Annotated in this window: 11 protein-coding genes, 1 tRNA gene and 4 pseudogenes; 11 read left to right on the top strand and 5 right to left on the bottom strand. The window is 48.8% G+C overall.

From position 1 onward, the window contains the following. Positions 1–197 precede the first annotated feature (197 nt). The 5 genes and pseudogenes from AB9F29_RS12305 to AB9F29_RS12285 all read left to right on the top strand — a co-directional run bounded on the left by AB9F29_RS12305 (position 198) and on the right by AB9F29_RS12285 (position 4,175). A tRNA-Ser gene (locus AB9F29_RS12305) sits at positions 198–287 on the top strand. Between the two features lie 228 nt (positions 288–515). Further along, positions 516–1,149, top strand: a pseudogene (locus AB9F29_RS12300) (IS6 family transposase). 256 nt (positions 1,150–1,405) lie between these two features. Continuing rightward, entirely contained in the window at positions 1,406–2,095 is a 690-nt protein-coding gene (locus AB9F29_RS12295) for a heparin lyase I family protein (RefSeq protein WP_369755883.1), read from the top strand. 180 nt (positions 2,096–2,275) lie between these two features. Continuing rightward, a pseudogene (locus AB9F29_RS12290) lies at positions 2,276–2,952 on the top strand (transposase); the annotation flags it as partial. An 869-nt stretch (positions 2,953–3,821) separates the two neighbouring features. Beyond that, positions 3,822–4,175, top strand: a complete 354-nt coding sequence (locus AB9F29_RS12285; RefSeq protein ID WP_335586479.1) for a hypothetical protein — start codon at positions 3,822–3,824, stop codon at positions 4,173–4,175. A gap of 298 nt (positions 4,176–4,473) precedes the next feature. Here AB9F29_RS12285 and AB9F29_RS12280 read toward each other — a convergent pair whose 3' ends face one another. The 3 genes from AB9F29_RS12280 to AB9F29_RS12270 all read right to left on the bottom strand — a co-directional run bounded on the left by AB9F29_RS12280 (position 4,474) and on the right by AB9F29_RS12270 (position 5,942). After that, on the bottom strand, positions 4,474–5,082 hold the full coding sequence (locus AB9F29_RS12280; protein ID WP_369755882.1) for an IS30 family transposase: 609 nt from the start codon (positions 5,080–5,082) through the stop codon (positions 4,474–4,476). Continuing rightward, on the bottom strand, positions 5,040–5,189 hold the full coding sequence (locus tag AB9F29_RS12275) for a hypothetical protein (protein WP_369755881.1): 150 nt from the start codon (positions 5,187–5,189) through the stop codon (positions 5,040–5,042). The genes AB9F29_RS12280 and AB9F29_RS12275 overlap by 43 nt, the downstream gene beginning before the upstream one ends. A 177-nt stretch (positions 5,190–5,366) precedes the next feature. Beyond that, on the bottom strand, positions 5,367–5,942 hold the full coding sequence (locus AB9F29_RS12270) for a hypothetical protein (protein WP_369755880.1): 576 nt from the start codon (positions 5,940–5,942) through the stop codon (positions 5,367–5,369). 467 nt (positions 5,943–6,409) lie between these two features. Here AB9F29_RS12270 and AB9F29_RS12265 point away from each other — a divergent pair, with 467 nt between their 5' ends. The 4 genes and pseudogenes from AB9F29_RS12265 (at position 6,410) to AB9F29_RS12250 (ending at position 14,825) form a co-directional block, all read left to right on the top strand. Beyond that, entirely contained in the window at positions 6,410–8,470 is a 2,061-nt protein-coding gene (locus AB9F29_RS12265; protein ID WP_369755879.1) for a glycosyltransferase, read from the top strand. A gap of 1,154 nt (positions 8,471–9,624) precedes the next feature. Then, positions 9,625–13,134 carry an alginate lyase family protein gene (locus AB9F29_RS12260; RefSeq protein WP_369755878.1) on the top strand — a complete coding sequence of 1,170 codons (3,510 nt, stop codon included), beginning with the start codon at positions 9,625–9,627 and terminating at the stop codon, positions 13,132–13,134. Positions 13,135–13,179: 45 nt separating this feature from the next. Beyond that, the gene (locus AB9F29_RS12255; RefSeq protein WP_369755877.1) at positions 13,180–14,055 is read left to right on the top strand and encodes an aminoglycoside phosphotransferase family protein; all 876 of its coding nucleotides are present in this window, start codon (positions 13,180–13,182) and stop codon (positions 14,053–14,055) included. 124 nt (positions 14,056–14,179) lie between these two features. Further along, positions 14,180–14,825, top strand: a pseudogene (locus AB9F29_RS12250) (IS6 family transposase). An 18-nt stretch (positions 14,826–14,843) separates the two neighbouring features. On the opposite strand, the gene AB9F29_RS12245 reads toward AB9F29_RS12250, so the two are convergent. After that, positions 14,844–15,497 carry a hypothetical protein gene (locus tag AB9F29_RS12245; protein WP_369755876.1) on the bottom strand — a complete coding sequence of 218 codons (654 nt, stop codon included), beginning with the start codon at positions 15,495–15,497 and terminating at the stop codon, positions 14,844–14,846. 329 nt (positions 15,498–15,826) lie between these two features. Between AB9F29_RS12245 and AB9F29_RS12240 the strand changes: the two genes are divergently transcribed. Then, positions 15,827–16,339, top strand: coding sequence for a hypothetical protein (locus AB9F29_RS12240; protein ID WP_369755875.1), 513 nt, complete (start codon positions 15,827–15,829; stop codon positions 16,337–16,339). After that, complete coding sequence (locus AB9F29_RS12235) at positions 16,320–16,709, top strand: hypothetical protein (RefSeq protein WP_369755874.1); 390 nt, start codon at positions 16,320–16,322, stop codon at positions 16,707–16,709. Before AB9F29_RS12240 ends, AB9F29_RS12235 begins: the two co-directional genes overlap by 20 nt. A 231-nt stretch (positions 16,710–16,940) precedes the next feature. Here the strand turns inward: AB9F29_RS12235 and AB9F29_RS12230 are convergent. Next, positions 16,941–17,534 (bottom strand): annotated as a pseudogene (locus AB9F29_RS12230) (DDE-type integrase/transposase/recombinase); the annotation flags it as partial. Between the last annotated feature and the right edge of the window lie 169 nt (positions 17,535–17,703).

The following is a 17,703-nucleotide window of genomic DNA, read 5'->3' as shown; positions in this document are numbered from 1 at the left end:
TCCCAATGCCTTGGTCCATTTTTCGTAAAATGCACTGGTGGCAATTCGCCTGATTTTATTACACCTATAGTGTCTTTTGCCGCCACTCTAACCAAGCCTTGGGCACATGAAAAGCCTGTCCTACACCAATGCGCGATTTTCTGCGCTCAACTGAGGGCTTTTCGAATCACAAAACCCTCGTTAACACGTGCGAAGTCGGAGGAGTGGCAGAGTGGTCGAATGCACCGGTCTTGAAAACCGACGGGCCTTAACGGGTCCCCAGGGTTCGAATCCCTGCTCCTCCGCCACTGTCTATTGAAATCATTAGATAAAATGACGAATATGACTAGATACCGCAAATAATACCCCACATAAAAAAATCGCTTAGAATTGCAGCGAATTGCGTTCAACTTTTTACCTTCGAACTGCCCGAGCTTAAATTTTACTATCCCGCCCGGTCCTGATCTAGTCGCGGGTGTTGTCAGAGGAAACTGACTTGAGCGGGGCGGGGCGGGGTAAGTAACTAGCTTAGGGCCATGACAAAACACTCCCCTTTTCGCTATTTCAAAACGAGCCCTGAAATCATCCGTCTAGCGGTGATGCTTTACGTTCGGTTTCCGCTCTCACTTCGAAACGTGGAGGATTTACTCCACGAAACGGTTCGGTTTTGGTGGAACAGGTTCGGGCCAATGTTTGCATCTGAGATACGGAAGAAACGAGTGGAACGATTGCGATCCCGGCCTCAATGGCAGTGGCACCTAGATGAGGTTTGTTTTGAAAGTAAACGGCGAACGTCACTACTTATGGCTAGCGGTTGATCATGAAGGTGAGGTGTTGGAAAGTTACGTCACCAAGCGCCGCGATAAGGGCGCAGCCCTTAAATTTATGAAGAAAGCGATGAAACGGTACAGCCAGCCTGAGATTATAGTCACTGACAAACTTCGCTTATACGGCGCTGCGATGAAGGTGATTGGTAACGCGGCGAAACAGGAAACAGGACGCTGGAAAAACAATCGCGCTGAGAATTCACACTTGCCGTTCCGACGACGAGAGCGAGCGATGCACCGCTTTCGTCGAATGCGAAGTTTGCAGAAATTTGTTTCCGTTCACGCATCCGTTTTCAACCACTTCAATCAGGATCGCAGCCTATCGCAAAGAGTTCATTTCTAAGCCAGTCGCACCGTTGCTCTGGCTGAGTGGCGCGGTCTTTGCGCGGCATAAAAGGGCAGGGATCCTAGCCTAGTTGAGACGAGTTCGAATTAGTCTGACACCACCGTTTATTCTTAAGTCGGTCTTTTTGGTGTACAATAATTGGCAAATGAGCAGAATGTGTCTTCTGGTTCAAAGCATTGGAACCGTGGGAAAACCAGAATCCTTATTCTGAAATGAGTTACGTTTTAAAAACTATCGAAGAAAGGGCCGATTTATGAATGCTATATCAACCATTGTTCTCTTCTGTGCGCTCTGCTTGCCCGTATCTGGTAACGCTACGCCCTTGGACCGCTGGACGATATCATGCTCGGTTGACAAAGGAGCAATAAAGAGAAAGCGAGGAACCTACACCTTCAAAACAAGTACCAACGGCTGTGAAAACGGGTCATACAATCAACGTGCGGAAATCAAATCCGAAAAGGTCTCTTCCAACATTACGGGTATATATCTGTTCGAGACAAACGTCGCCATGAAGAGCAAATCAAAGGAAAAATTCGATATTTTCCAAATTCATGACGGTCGTGACAGCTGTGCTCCGCCTCTAAAAGTCCAAGTGGCGCCGAATGGAACTATCAGATTGCAAAGCGGCGTTAAATTCGGGTCCGGTAAACAGTGCGAAGAGGAAATCCGAGAAACCGGGCGACCAAATGTTACAATAAGTCGTGATGGGGTGGAGCATAACCTTCGGATTCTGATCCAATTCAAAGGGCGTGGTGAGTTTAGTACTGATGTTTGGGTTGATGGCAAGCCAGCGGTCTCAGGAGCCTATTCCCAACCCAATTTTAAGGGGGCCTTCAAGTCCAAGACTTTCTATTTCAAGCATGGGGTCTATTCGAAGAACAAGTTTGACTATAAATTGATTTCTCGGGGCGTGGACGTAAAGAAGATAAAAGCCTCTCAATAATAAATCTCGCTTCAAACTGTGATTTGTTTTTAACGCGACGAATTCAGAGAAATCAATCGATAGGCTAGGTCTGGCAGTTCATGCCTTAAAGGGACAAAAGTTGACTTTTGGAACGCACCGGAAGGTAGTGTCAGAGGAAACTGACCTATGCGAACCGGGGTAGCCAACTAGCTTCAGTGTATTACAAAATCCACTTCCTTTAGCTATTTCAAAAACGAGCCAAGAGATCATTCGCCTTGCGGTGATGATGTACGTCAGTTTTCCACTCTACCTCATAAATGTAGAAGACTTGCGATACGAATGCGGCATCGACGTTAACCATTAAACCATTCCGTTTTGTTGGTCCCGGTTCGGCCCGATGTTCGCCTCGGAAATCCGGCGCAAACGAGTGGAGCGATTGTGATCCTGACCTCAATGGAATTGGCATCTGGATGAGGTTTTCGTAAAAATGAACGGCGAGCGACACTATTAGTACGAGCTGTGGATTACGAAGGAGAGGTGCTGGAAAGCTACGCCACCAAGTGTCGTAGCCCCCAAATTCATAATGATGTGATGAAACGCTATGGGCTACGGAAAATCATCGTGACTGACAGGTTACGTTCAAATGATGCTACGACGAAAGTTATCGGGAATGTGACCAGAAATGAGGCCGGCCGCCTGAATAACAATAGAGCCAAAATTCACACCTACGTTTTCCACGAAGTGCGCGTGCTATGCTCCGCTTTCGTCGGACGCAAAGTCTGCAGAAATTTATTTCCGTTTACGCATCCGTTTTCAACCGTTTCAGTCAGGATCGCAGCCTTTCGCAAAGAGTTCATTTCAAGTTTGTCCGAACCGCCGCTCTCGCTGATTGGCGCGGCACGTTCTCGGCTAAAACCATACTAGATAAGGCGAGTTTGAATTTGTCTGACGGCACTCCCGCCGCGATTAATAGACGGTTGAATGCGGGCTTCCGCAGAATTTTGAAATATTACACTCAAGCTGAAAGCTTGTTAAACATGGTGCGTCGAACGGTTGGCCGCACAGCAGAATGCTGACCATCAGCGCGTTTTGTGACAGCTCCAACTGGCCAGGAAGAGCGCTGCAATTAGAAGTAAGAGACAACGATGTGAAGTTGAATGATCGTTTTTTTGTGAACCCGATACGTAATACATTTCGGCCCAGAAACGTAATCGCAATCAGATCAAATCTAAGACTTAGGATTCTGCCCAATTCTTCCAAGAGGCGATCACGCATGTGTACTCAATTTATACACTTACTTAGCGGCTTTTGGAATCGCAGCAATTGCACCTGCGCTGTGGCAAACCATCAACGAGCACCCTTTAGTAGAATTGAGTCGATTGAAGATGTGTCCGGATTATAATTTTCCTCGATATCCGAACCGTTTGGTTGGAGAACTCGTGGTTTTGTTAGGCACGATGCATGTGTCTTGATCGCAACATAATGAAAACTACCTTTATTGCCTAAAGTCCGTTTGACACCGTGTGCCAACACCAAGCGTCCGTTTTTTGGGAATTCCGTCATTTATTGGAAACAGTCTGTTTTTGCAAAATAAGGCACGATTGCCTTAAAGGGCTTGATATTGTGGCAAGAATTGGGCAAGCAAGTGGCTAGAATATGATGATGCGTGCTCGCGATTCTGCTTTAAGACCATTTCAGGTCTAACGCAATTATGCAGATTTGATGACTTTATCGCTTCTATTATAATAGATAAGGGGATGACGAAATGAATAAGAAGCTTGGGATCGTAGCAGCGTTAGCGGCAATTACATTGCGCATGGGAGTTCCAGATGCGGCTTTTTCGCAAGACGCGGATGCACGAACTGCGGCATTGATAAATCTTAACATTCGTTGCGAAGCTTACAAGAACATTAGTGATCGCTCTGTGCTTCAGCAGGAGCTAGAGAAACTCCTATTCCTCAACCCCGATGATGAATGTGTCGATTATATCGTTGGCCTTCTAGGCGGAGCGCCAGTAGCTAGTATTTCTGGCTTAGGAGGACAATTTGGAAACGGACCCTTTGACAGTGTCTTTGATGGACCAGCTATCACTGTGGCCTCTGTTTCTGAGCCATATTAATTGTAAACTTGATCGTGCCGCGTTTTTTCGCGCTGCATGAACCGCGACTTTTGAGTTGGGGTGAGTTTTGGGCTTTAATCAAGACCTTTTCTTTGAACACCTCAGCAGGCGTTTTCCATCCCAGACATTTGCTAGGTGTGGCATTCAGGCGGGCACAGATACTCTCCAAATGATGATTGGAGATATTGATGGGATCGATTTCTCGCGGCAGCCAACGTCTTGCCCTTCGGTTGGTGTTTTCGACGGTTCCCTTCAGCAACGGTTCTGAGGGATAGTAGAACCATGTTTTGGTGCCGACCTAGGCCTGCAAGTGCAGCCGCTCCATGAACTCGGAACCCTGATCAAAAGTCACAGACTTGCGCGCCGTTAAGGGCAGAGTTCGCATGACTTTCGCCAGATACCCCATAACGCGGGCAGTTGTTCGGTTTAAGTTCATTTGCAACACAGTGAAGCGACTGATGCGCTCAACCAATGACGTCACGTTTGCCTTGCCAAACTTCTGACGAAGCAGCATTGGGTCGCCCTCCCAGTGCCTAAATCGGATCCGTTTACCAATGATTTCAGGGCGGTTGGCGATGCTTAGGGCGGGGTGGGGCTCGGGTTTCTTAGGCAGCCGCCCGTTGCGGGGTCGCCGCTTGCGACGGTGTTCTGGTAGATACCACCAGAGATCATCCATCATGCCTTCGGCCGAGTAAACATAACGGTAGATCGTCTCTTGGCACACCCGAACCGAGGCATTTTCATAGATTAGACTGCCCGCGATTTGCTCCGGCGTCCAACCGTCTTTGATGCGCTCAAAGATCGACTCTCGAAGCTGTGGATGACGCATCAGTTTGCGGTCTTTTTGACGTCGGGACAGGGCCTTCATCGATGCACCAACACCAAAATATCCGACGACTTTTGGCATGTCTGCGTCTTTGAAATGGTTGAGGTGAAGTTTCGAAAAACGGTCGATCTGTTGCGTCCAAGACGTTCTGCTATCACATCCACGCTGATTTTGGCTGCGCGCCACATCTCGATCTTGTGTCTTTCTTCCAGGCCCAATTGTTTGTGCGATCGAATTATGAGTTTTCCTTTTGAGGGCCAACAGGCTGTTATCACTTAAACGTCGCTAGTCAGGGTAGCGTCCACCTCAGAATAGTGAAAGCTGAAGTCGCGCCTGATATTGTATTCGGCGCAGGCTTTTAACTGTTAGGAAGGTCGGCTTTTCGCGATTTTGCAGGGGTTAATATGTTTTGAGGCCTGCGTGTAACTCATCCTTAGAATGCGGTTAGAAAGCCCTCCACGCTTTGCAATCCAGTTTTGGACCCAGTCAGGATATTGTTTAGCTAGGTAGCGCGTTCCCCATTGATTGACATCACGTTTTGCTCCGTAGGCTGCGTGAAACACAAAAGACGTGTTCTTCGTAATGCACATCTGTTTTGGATCAAGCGATAAATACAATGTGCAAGCTGAGGCGCATTGGCCATTGAAGACAAGCCAGTCTTTCTCTTGCCGTGCGCGCGAAACACGTTTGGCATAGTTAACCAGATCTCCACCATCATCCCTAGAAATCACAATAACCTTTCTCTGAGGTATGAATGACTTATTAGACAGAGCCGCCACTCTTGTTTGTGGGGTGGCTGTGCCGCGGGAGGATGAGTTCGGTACAATGCTTGCTGAAAGTTCTGCTGGGGAATTGGTGCTGCGTGTTACGTCGTCAGATGTTGCGTAGGCAGCGTGCGCAAACCCGAGGCATACGGCCAAGAATGGTGTCAATTTTTTCATCTGTTACTCCAACTTGCGTATGCTCGCTCGCCGTTTTTGCGGGTACTATCTGAGCTTCTTCAATAGAGTTGGCAGGGGATTGAGGCGGAAATAAGAAAAATTAGGTGCAATAATAAGCCAATACCAATTTACCGATTAGACGCTGGATTTGCTCTTGAGGGATTGTCTTCTAATCACGTGGAAAGCTTGGACTCCGCATAGAATAGTTTTGAGAAACACGCGGCCCTCCCTGGTGCCGCTCTCATATTTGGGTGATGAAAGCGCAGAATTTCCTTCAAAAACCGTTGCTTCCAAGTGACTAGGAATTCCGGCACGGCACCTATAAGGCTTGCCAGAGCAATAAAACTCCCTTTAGGGTGGGCGAATTGACGCAAATTAGGGCAGAATTTTAAATGGTCTCAGCGAGTAAGAATAACCTCTATGATATAGTATTTTTGGCGGATTTTACTCGTGGTGGGGACGCAGGCTTGCGCGTCGCGCAAGAAATCAGAGCGTGCACCAGAATTGGCTGTCGGGTTGGACTTGTTCACCTGCAGGTCAATTCCAACAATTCTATCGTTTCACCTGATGTACAGGTCTGTGTTAAGGAGAACCTTGCAGAGGTAGTTTTGCCGGAAACGCCCGTTCACGCGAAGTTAGCGATTGTCCATTCTCCTTCCAACGTCACACCTTCGGTTCAAAAAATCGACTATCTAAGTGCGGATAAGGTTGTGTTGGTTGTTGATCGCAAGCCGGATCCGGCTCAACTTGGTCAGTGGCTAAGTTTTCATTTCGGGCCTGTATCTTGGGCGCCAACAAATCGCTGGGTGCGCGCGGGTTTGGTTGCTCTCAATGCCGCAATCCCACTGGAAGAGGAAGACTGGCGCCCGACTGGAATGCCACTTAGCCCCGTCACCCGCGCCCTAAAATTCAGCCAGAAACCGGTTTTCGGGCGAGTCAGTGTTTCGGGATCCGCACAGTGGCCCACAACAAAGAAAGAGTTAATTCAGACTTACCCAATAGGAAACGGAAACGACTTCCGGATAATGGGCCCGCCACTAGCCAAGTTGCTAAAAGAGCTAGGTTCGCCAGCGGGTCTCAAAGTCTATTCACAGCGGGACATAACGGTTGAACGCTTTCTTGAGATGCTTGATGTATTCATGTACTTTCCGAGCAAACCCACTCCCACACTTCCTGAGGCCGCCATTGCAACAGCTATGGCATCTGGAAAGCTTGTCATTTTACCACCTCACCTCGAGGGTCATTTCGGTCAAGGGGCTATCTATTCAGAACATTCAATGGCAAAGGAAACCATTTTTAGTATACTGAACGACGACGATGCTGTTGATGTCGCAAAGAAAAATGCGAAGCATCATGCTAAGTTCCAGTTTACAGAGCAAAACTATTCCCATAAAATTTCATCCCTTCTCGACGACCACAAGCCGCGGACTAAGCGAAAACGCAAAGAAAGCACCAGCAAGAGAGTACTTTTTGTCCCTTCAAACGGAGTCGGGCTTGGCCATGTAACACGGCAACTTGCGATCGCACGACAATTGAAAAATTCTTTGGAACCAGTTTTCGCTACATTTGCACAGGCGGCACCGATTATTGAGGGGTTCGGCTATCCAACTGAATATATACCGTCCCAAAGCGACACTGGGACTGAACACGGCCAGTGGGACAGTTGGATGCGATATGAACTTGGGAGTGTGATCGATCGTTACGACCCAAACGTTGTCGTGTTCGACGGTAACAACCCAAGCTCAGGGCTGATAAATGCAGTGCTTTCTAGGCGGCGTCGGGGATTGGTTTGGGTGAGGAGAGGCATGATTGGGTCGACGCCATCTCGTTATCTAGGCAATTCCCGCTATATGGACCTAATCATCGAACCTGGGGAAATTGCGGGCGAGCTAGATGTGGGTTCAACCGTTGATCGCAAGCATGAAGCACTGCAAGTCGACCCTATAACACTTCTTGATCGAGATGAGATATTGCCACGCGAAGCTGCGCGAAGGGCGCTTGGTTTGTCGCCTGAAGGCAAAACCGTAATCATCCAGCTAGGCGGAAACGCCACTCGAGATGTGGTCTCGCTTACCGGTGAAATTATTGATCTGCTGAAAGGCTTCCCGACCCTACAAATAGTATTGGTCGAGTGGGAGAATAGTTCAGTGGAGTTTCCAAATTGGCCTTCCGTCAAAATATTACGCGGTTTCCCGATTAGCCGTTACTTCAACGCATTTGATTTCTCGATCTCTGCCGCTGGATATAATTCTTTCCATGAAGTGATGGCTTTTGGTTTGCCGAGCGTATTTATCGCAAATCGCCACCCTTCGATGGACAACCAAGCTGCGCGCGCAGAATTTGCGCAACAACATAGCGCGGGCTTCGATCTATCCCAAGAGGAGTTATTCCACTTGCCAACAATTTGCGAAATTTTGATGACAGATCAAGCCACTGCATTGTTCCGAGACGAAGCGAACAAATTGTATTTGAGTAATGGTGCTAAAACTGCGGCAGCAGCAATAACAGAATTGGCGGAGCGGATATGAACAAACCCACGCAGAAACCGCTCGAGAATGCTGCGCCACGCGGCGGTCTCAACATCAACGTGGAAAGTCAGACTCGATCCGCAACTGCTGGAGCGGGGTATGCGGACCGCTCAGTATTAACCGTCGTCTGCGACGCGCCGGGCCCCGTTTTTAATTGGCCTTCCGACGAAAATGTAGGGTCCGCCGCACCGCAGAATGTATGGCCTTCAGAGACCCCTCCAGCGAAGAATCTCCTCCCCATGCGGCATTCGCAGGAAGATGTTAAAAATAAGGGTGCGTCGCCGATAATTGGTTTTCTTTTATTTGGCCTGCGTGAAGATCAACTTTTAATTGCCCTCCAAAAAATTAGCCGCCTTCATTACACTTCTGGCAGTTTCATTCCGCTGATACTGACCGATTTTCAAGACCATTCAATCTTGCGCAAAGCTGGTGCAATAATTGAGTATTTCCCAACAGATGCTTACGCGAAACCAGATCAGCGAGGGATTTTCAATAGTCGGTTTAGGGCATCTCGTAAAAAGTGGAAAGTCAGCCATTTCATAGATTTGGGTCAGCCCGGACTTTTACGTTTACGGTTGGATGATTACGATCAACTTTTTCAGACCACTTTGCGGACAACGCCACGATTTGATCATCGGAAGGACGGCGGAGCATCACTCGCGCCAGTCGTGCCAGATAATGCCGCTTTGAAGGCCGAATATTTGACGAAAGGGTTGGACCAAGTTGCGGACACTTTTGTGCTGTACCGAGTTTTGGGAAATGATCTCCCACCGCGGCACCAAGACGGGCAAACCCTTCGCAACGTCCGGTTTGTTCTAGAAAATGAACCAAAACTTGCGCGCTGTGAAAAGCGTTGGATCGTAAACCGAATAGTTGACCCCGAGCAAGAGCGGGCAACCATTGCCTTGCTAGAGGAGTTTGATCAATCCTATCTAAGAATACCGTTCGATTTTCAGGAGTACCAAGCTCTTGAATGGGACCTTGGGGGCTTTCCGCAGAAAGCGTTTTTCCTCAGCAAAGAGTATGACGGTATGTCCGAAGTAGCTCAGCAACGCGCCCAAGTTCATTCAAGACGTCACAAAAACAAATACTTGATGCACAATAACGGTGCTCGCAATGCGGCGCTCCGCGATGGTCGTGAGCGCGCCAAATGGGTGCTACCTTGGGATGGAAATTGTTTCTTAACAAAATCAGCGTGGTCTAAAATTACCAAGGAGGTAATGCGCGAACCCTATTTAAAATATTTTGTCGTCCCTATGGCTCGCATCGTAGATAATAACGATCTTCTGAACCCTCGATACAGTCCGGATGCTGTAGAAGAGCCACAAATGGTCTTTCGCAACGATGCTCCCGAAGAATTTAATGAGGAGTGCTCATACGGTCGTCGCCCTAAAGTGGAGTTGTTTTGGCGGCTTGGCATTAGGGGTATATGGGATAATTGGGGGGATGATCTCTGGGACTTGCCTCGGCCTGTCCGTGCCACTCAAGTGCGCGAATTTGGCAAAGCTGGTTGGGTAGCAAGGATGCAATCTGGGCGCAATGATCTTGAGGCAGACTTGCCGAGTTCAATAGTTGCACGAGGTCAAGCGAGAGTCGAAGCAATCAGTTTGATCATTGACCAAGTGGATCACGAAGTTCTTCGGCGGAATGTCGATCCGATGGCCTTAACTGCATATAATTGTGACCTTATTGAGTCGCTTGAAGTTGCTCCTGAGGATACTGAAAAAGGCCACCTCTATACGCGGCTGTTGCAAGAGGCAGACCTCGCATTGCAACGCGGTCCATATTCGGTAACGCAAAAAACAACTTTGCCCCCAAGTGGCGACATGCATGACTATTATCATCCATCACCGTATTGGTGGGACGCGTCGGACTCGGATACCGGACTTGCAACGTATCGCGACGGCCTGCGCGCACCTGGGACGCGGCTTTATGAACCCGAAAGTGATCGCTATGACCGAACACGGCTTCAAAAGCTATTTGATGATACAACACTCTTGGCGCTCGCTGGAGCCGCGTGTAATCAGCCAGACTACAGCCGGCATGCTGCAAAGCTCGTTAGGCATTGGTTTATCAACACTGAAACACGGATGAATCCCAATCTAAATTTTGCGCAAGTTAAGCCAATAAAAGGCAAACGCGAGGGGGTTTCCTCTGGATTGATCGAAATGAAAGATTTGTATTTCTTTCTGGATGCTGTCCGATTGCTGCGGCGGTCAGGCGAGTTTACCGAAGAAGATCACCAACTGTTCTCAGCTTGGCTACGCGAATATATGACTTGGCTTCAAGAAAGTCTGCAGGGGATCGGCGAGGTCCGAACAAGAAACAACCATGGTACATATTTTGACCTCCAAATTGGTTCGATTGCGGCCTACCTTGGTGATGTAGAAGTCCTTTCGACAGTCTTTCGGAGAAGTCGTGAACGGATTTCCGGTCAGTTTGACATTCAAGGAGCGCAGGAGCACGAGCTTACCCGAACACAAACGCAGCATTACTGTGCATTCAACCTACAGGCTTGGGTCCACCTTGCCACTTTGGCCGATAGTTGTGGTGATAGATTGTGGGATTACGTTGATTCCGACGGGCGAGGGTTAGCTATTGCTTTTACTTGGATATTGTCCAAACAGTCCGAAGGAAAGTGGCCATATAAGCAGATAACTCCGTTTGATAGGGATCGTTTTTTACCGCTAATCTTTGCAGCACGTGCACAATATGTGCGAGATGGTGCGGTGGAAAGGGCTTTAGGCTATGTCCGTAAACCGATATTTTCGCCACATGACGGCATTATGCCGTTTTGGATGCTATCGCGAATGGTTGATGCATCTGGCGGGCAAGCCAATGATGAACTGTTAAAACGGATTTCACAGTCCGAAAATACTTTCCGAGGACTTAATTCCAAAAATATAGCGAATGTGGACGAGATCAAAGTGATTGAGGCTCGTCTTTGGGGAGGATATTCGAGCTACGCACAAGAGCCTCTTAAAAAAATATGCCAAACAGAAATAGTACCCAAAAGTAGGCGTGCAGACGCGGCTTGGGCTTTAGCTCGCTGGCAAAGTTTTTGCGGTGACAATGTCGACTCGTTGAAAAATGTGAAACTGGCTCAGGCTCTAACTCCCTCGCCCCGACGCCGCTATGTATTGGCGGAAGTTAACTTATTGACGAAGTTGAACCGATCAGAGGAGGGGCGGCAATTCGCGATTGATATGTTGCAACATTTTCCTGACGATCCAAATTTGTTCCTCCAGATAGCAAACACCTATGTTGCCGACCCAAACTCCGGCACCATGACAAACGAAAGGAATATTCTGTCTTGGTTCAATAGACTGTATCTCCTGAAAGGTTTGACCGGCATACAAAAGCGGACCCAAAATGCACCGCTGGACATGTTTAATATCATTGGTGAAAACGATCCAACATCCTTAAATACTAACACCATCGATGAAAAAGTTTCCGTTATTTTGCCCGTACAAAATGGCGCGGAGACACTGGAGAACGCGCTCCGTAGTCTACAGGAGCAAACTTGGGCAAACCTTCAAATTATTGTCGTCGATAGCGCAAGCAATGATGAGACACGCAGCATTGTGAAGGAACTGGCGAAAACCGACCCGCGCATTGAGTTGCTGGAATTGTCAGACAACCTTGGAGAGTATGTTGCGCGGAATGCCGCTCTAGAAATCGCTGTTGGGGACTATGTGAGCGTGCATAATGCCAACGAGTGGGCGCATCCTCAAAAAATTGAGTACCAGCTTAATTATTTACGGAAATCCAAAGGGGCAATTGGTGTCATGTCTCGTTGGATTTGCCTTCGCGCCGATCTATTTGTTGTGGGAAATTGGCGTCTAGAAGAGAATTTTTTCAGCATGAATCAATCCTCCTTCCTAATTCCACGGTCTGTGTTTGCCGAAATTGGACCATGGGATAATGTGCGTGTGGGGGCCGAAAACGAGTTCATTTGGCGCTTCAGAATGCGTTATGGAAATGACGCCATCGCGAGAACCGATCAAGATTTACCAGTGTCCGTTGGACTCGCGGCACCAGATTCTCTGGACCGCGACAGTGTTACTCATGCTCGGACAGACTTTCACGGATTGCATAAAGATTACCGCCGAAGCTATAGGCGCTGGCAAAAAAGCATTCCGCCAGACGAGCTAGCCCTTCCAAAAACGGACGCTCCTTCTCGAGCTTTCGCTGCTCCGTCGCCTATTCTACCAATTATCAATAGTAACCGTCGATATTCGCGAGTTTTCATCGCCGATTTCTCGAAACGCGCTCACAAAATTGACATGGTTGCCGACGTCGTCGCAAAAGCTGCCTCTCAATCACGCAAGATTGGAATTTTTCATTGGCCAGACTTTGAGACAAAATCCGACAATAACTTTCACGATAGAATAGAAGAACTTCTCGGTTCTTTTGCTATTGAACAAGTGAGTGCACAGCAAAAAACAACGACCAACGGTCTTATACTTTGCGATCCACTGTTGGCATCTTATGTGATTGAGGGAATCCCAAAGTTTGGTGCAAAAAAACTAGAAGTTCTTTGCGAACATGCAGGGGCGGAGAATGTTATATTTGATGGTCGACAGCGGCGTATGCCAACCAGTAAAGAGCTTTTCAAGATTTTTGGAATCGAATGCGAATGGGTGCACTTTGACGGCAATTAGATTTCCCAGCATGGAAATACGGCCTTTGGCAAGAGTTGTGGATCAATGAAAATCTCTCCAGAGGAGGCCAAAACTATTTTGTTGCGAGCCGGAGTAGATATTCGTTCAATCGAAGTTCCCGCTTCCGGAAGCACAAGATCAGTGTTTTCCTGCGACGTCGGCGGGCGGAATGTCTATGTCACGTTGTTGCGTCCACAAGACAGTGAGATCTTATATTTTCTCCACAGGAATATAGGACTACAATCCTTAGTTCCTCTGGCTGAAATTGTGACTGGCGGTCATGATGAGCAATCCAAATACTCATACTTGATTCAAAAATCTGTTGCTGGGCAAAACTTACAAGCAGCTGGGAATATGGAGATTTCCATGCTAGACGTGGGTAGGCAGTTAAGAAAAATTCATTCACTAGAGTTGCCTGGATTCGGAAAAATTAAACGCGATAAAACAGGCAAGTTTCGAGGAAGTGAAGACAGTTGGGCTGATTTCCTCCGGTGGGTGGCTTCGGCCGAAAAAATTGGCTATCTATTTGAGAACGGTGTTTTGAACGACGAGCAACGGCAACAAATAGTAAATACTGTCGATGAACTTTCTGATACCTCTCCCAAATGTGGGGTACTTTTACATCGAGATTATAATAGAGGTAATATTTGTTCCGTTCAGGGCAAAGTTACTGGGATTATAGATTGGGAAAAAGCGGCGGTTGGGGTTGCGGAATACGATCTTGCACTTTCAAAAATTTCTTTCCAGCCATACTTTCCAAAACTACTGACTGGCTATGGTTCGGACGTCAATCTTGGATGGGTTGACAAATATGGATTGATATTTGCGACGCATCTAGTGTTTGAGGCCCTGACAAAACGTCCTGAGAAACTACCGCGGGCAAAAAATGCTCTCGAAAAAGGCCTTATCCGTGTGCTGTAGAGCTTAGCGAGTGGTGTCAGAGGAAATTGATTTGAGTGGTTCAGGGCAATGAATTGGCGTATGATTACGACAAAACGCTCTCCCTTCGGCTACTTCAAGACCAGAGATCATTCGCTTGGCAGTGATGTTATACGTCAGATTTCCGCTTTCACTTCGGAATGTCGAGGATCTACTCTATGAGCATGGCATCGATGTCAGCCCCGAAACGGTTCGTTTTTGGTGGAATAGATTTGGCGCAACGTTCGCGTCGGAAATTCGTCGAAAACGGGTTAAACAGCTGCGTTCTTATTTGAATTAGCAATGGCATCTGGACGAAGTATTCGTCAAAATTAATGGCGAGCGATACTATCCTATGGCGCGCAGTAGATCACGAAGGCGAAGTGCTGGAAAGCTTTGTAACGAAACGCCGTGATCGCGCTGCGGCCCTTAAATTTATGAAGAAAGCGATGAAACGGTATGGTCAGCCGGATGTCGTGGTCACCGACAAATTGCGTTCTTATGGCGCAGCGATGAAGGTGATTGGTAACGTGGCGAAACAGGAAACGGGTCGTTGGGAAAATAATAGCGCTGAAAATTCGCACTTGCCGTTTCGACGACGGGAGCGGGCAATGATCCGCTTCAGGCGCATGCGAACCTTGCAGAAATTCGTTGCTGTCCACGCTTCCATTCACAGCCATTTCAATCTTGACCGAAGCCTCTCCCAACGCGATCACTTTAAGGCCACCAGCACCGCCGCTCTCGCCGAGTGGCGCGGCCTTTGTGCGGCATAAAAGGGCAAGGGTACTGGCCTAGCTGAGACGAGTTCGAATTAGTTTGACACCACCGTTAGGAGGTTTGGTTTGCCCTTCAATCGCAGACAACCAGTGCATATCTATCTCGTTCAATATATCTGGATCGAATGAGGTGTAATGTTCCCAATACTGGCCATCCGCTACCAAGTAACCGGCCTTTTGTTCCAAACTCAGAGCCTCATTAGCCGATGCTGAGTCGTAGCTGGGTATAGGTATATCCGCAGCGAATGCGTTGTGGCTTACTCTCGGGAACAGCAGGCGGCTTTCCGGTTCCTCCGATAGATTGATGCATGCACATTGCTGTTTAGCCGCGATCGTCATGAGCCTTGCCGACTTGGCTTCCAGAGATGCCAGCGTAACGTCTTCGCGCAGGGGATCAGGAGTCCCTTGTCCATAGAAATGCGTGTTGCTTCCCTTATAGACCATGTCGCAGCCTAGATAGGCAAGAACCCGTGGTTTCAATGCACTCAGAGCCCAATAACCCGCCGTAAACGCCATGGTTGCTCCGGCATATACAACTCCACCAAACTGGTTATTAGCCGGAACATAGATCGACGAATTGATCAGCCTCTGCGTGCGGTTTATCTGGTCGGGTCTTTTTCCGGCGGGGAAGTCGTCCGGATAGATACTGTAATCCCAATCATCACGCACTCTCCACGCATTGTTTAAGCTGACTACCTTGCAAGACTCTTGCTTCGGCCAGGTAGCCGCCCGCATAGCGTCCGGAGCGCTACCGAGAATAAGAACGATCAAATCAGAATTCATGATTATCAATAAGCCCGCTAAGAACTGCGGTCAACTTGTTAAGACATTGACAATGCCCCCTCTAACCTCTTTGTGACCGAATACAATCTCATGGGTAATCTCCCCATTTTTAGTGGGGTTCAGTCGTAGAATTTACGCGGCCGTTTTCAGTTTCATAGCGGAGGTTTCGCTGCTGATGCCCATGTTGGGTCGCTCATTGTTGTAAGATGGGGTGGTTGCCGCGCTCCCCTGACGGCATCGCAATGTGCCAAGATGTGGTTTTGAAAGAGCCACGAAACGGAGAGGACGGCGAAATAAAAGACACAATGATTGGGGTGGATTTGGCAAAGACTGTGTTCCAATTTCACTGTGCGTCAATGACGGGCCACCTGAAAGACAGCAAGAAACTTACGCGACCCCAGTTTCGAAAATTTATGGCAGACCAGTCGCCCTCGATGGTGGTGATGGAGGCTTGCGGCAGCGCTCATTACTGGGCGCGTGAAATGGTTAGGTTTGGCCACGACGTGAAGCTGATCGCACCGCAATATGTGCGGCCTTTTGTGAAACGTCAGAAGAATGACGCAGCCGACGCCAAAGCGATTGTGATTGCGGCACAGCGCCCCGAGATGCGTTTTGTCGCCCCGAAGTCGCAAGAGCAGCAGGGCAGAGCGGTGCTGTTCCGGGGGGCGCGAACGCTCGGTTCATCAGCGCACGGAATTGGTAAATGCCTTGCGCGCAGTGCTTTATGAATTCGGCCACGCTTTCCCGAAGGGAATCGGCAATATCAAGCGGATCGACGCGATTCTGGAGGAACCGAACTGTGATTTACCATCGTTAGTCCGCGACAAATGCAAGGGTCTTGTTAAACAGATAGCAGAACAAACGATCCGGAACGACGCCAAGACAAGGGCCGCGAAGGAAATGGCGGCGACGGCTGACACTGCCCCGTCGTTTTCTAATCATCGGGGCAATGTCACGATTGAACTGGATGGGGTGCAAGATGATCCCCGCGGGATCGGGGCTGGCACGAATGCTGGCAAGGAAGCCGCGTATGCTGGTGGCGATTGCGTTGGCCAACAAGATTGCGCGCGGGATCTGGGCCATGCTGACCAAGGGTGAAAATTATAAGGATCCGACGCAGGCCGTGGCAGCACTATCTACATATGCCGCCACGACCTGAGCCGGTGAAGGGGGTGTGAGAAGGCGACGACCCGAATGGGCGCAATGATCGAACAGATCTGGATTGGGAAAACCAGTTATGGACTTCCAGCCAACAAAGCTCGTTTGTAAGGTTTGGACTTAATCCGCAGATCACCATACCGGCCAGCGGCTCCTGAAAACGCCGCACAATTAGGGCCATGTCAGAAAACCGCACTCGATCACATGTTCAAAAAGGGAAAAACCTTTTGCATCACGGGCGGCAACCACAGAAGTCCCTCGCCATTCAGTTGCTTGATCCTGCGCCATCCTCGATGGCTTCGAAAATGTATTGGCTGAGCCATTCACCGCGAATGGTGCGGTTGTATCGGTCGATATAGGCGTTCTGCTGCGGCTTGCCTGGTTGGATGTATTCGAGCCTGACATCTTGTTTCTCAGCCCACGCCATCAACTTGCGCTTACATATTCTGGACCGTTGTCGACACGTATGGCTTGGGGTTTGCCGCGCCACTCAATGATCTGGTTCAGGCTCCGGACGACGCGTTCAGCGGGCAATGAAACGTCCACGTCAATGCACAGGCGTTCACGGTTGAAGTCGTCCAAGACGTTCAGAGTTCGGATCGACCTGCCGTCAGCCAACTGATCGGCCATGAAGTCCATGGACCACGTATCGTTTGGCACGTCAGGCACCGCCAACGGCTCAGGTTTGTCACGATTTAGGCGCTTTTTTGGCTTGATCCGCAGGTTCAGCTCCAGTTCACGGTAGATCCGGTAAACGCGTTTGTGCCTTCTCATGCATGTAAACATGCACGGCCACGTAATAGTATCATGGAGCTGTCGCGCTTTAGTGCCGCCCCAAGTGCTCGTTTAAGCCACTTTCCGTTCGAAAGCGACGGGACTTTTCCATCCCAGTGCTGAATGGCGCCGTCGCGGATTGTAGAACCCATTGATGTAT

The organism is Falsihalocynthiibacter sp. S25ZX9 (genome assembly GCF_041205405.1).
GTDB classification, from domain to species: Bacteria; Pseudomonadota; Alphaproteobacteria; order Rhodobacterales; family Rhodobacteraceae; genus Falsihalocynthiibacter; species Falsihalocynthiibacter arcticus.
Note: the sequence above shows the minus strand (reverse complement) of the source record. Positions and strands in the feature narration are given on the sequence as shown.

Excerpts from the sequence above, each read along its gene's own strand:
- AB9F29_RS12295 (WP_369755883.1), top strand. The coding sequence starts at position 1,406 with ATGAATGCTATATCAACCATTGTTCTCTTCTGTGCGCTCTGCTTGCCC.
- AB9F29_RS12285 (WP_335586479.1), top strand. The coding sequence starts at position 3,822 with ATGAATAAGAAGCTTGGGATCGTAGCAGCGTTAGCGGCAATTACATTG.
- AB9F29_RS12280 (WP_369755882.1), bottom strand. The coding sequence starts at position 5,082 with ATGCCAAAAGTCGTCGGATATTTTGGTGTTGGTGCATCGATGAAGGCC.
- AB9F29_RS12275 (WP_369755881.1), bottom strand. The coding sequence starts at position 5,189 with ATGTGGCGCGCAGCCAAAATCAGCGTGGATGTGATAGCAGAACGTCTT.
- AB9F29_RS12270 (WP_369755880.1), bottom strand. The coding sequence starts at position 5,942 with ATGAAAAAATTGACACCATTCTTGGCCGTATGCCTCGGGTTTGCGCAC.
- AB9F29_RS12255 (WP_369755877.1), top strand. The coding sequence starts at position 13,180 with ATGAAAATCTCTCCAGAGGAGGCCAAAACTATTTTGTTGCGAGCCGGA.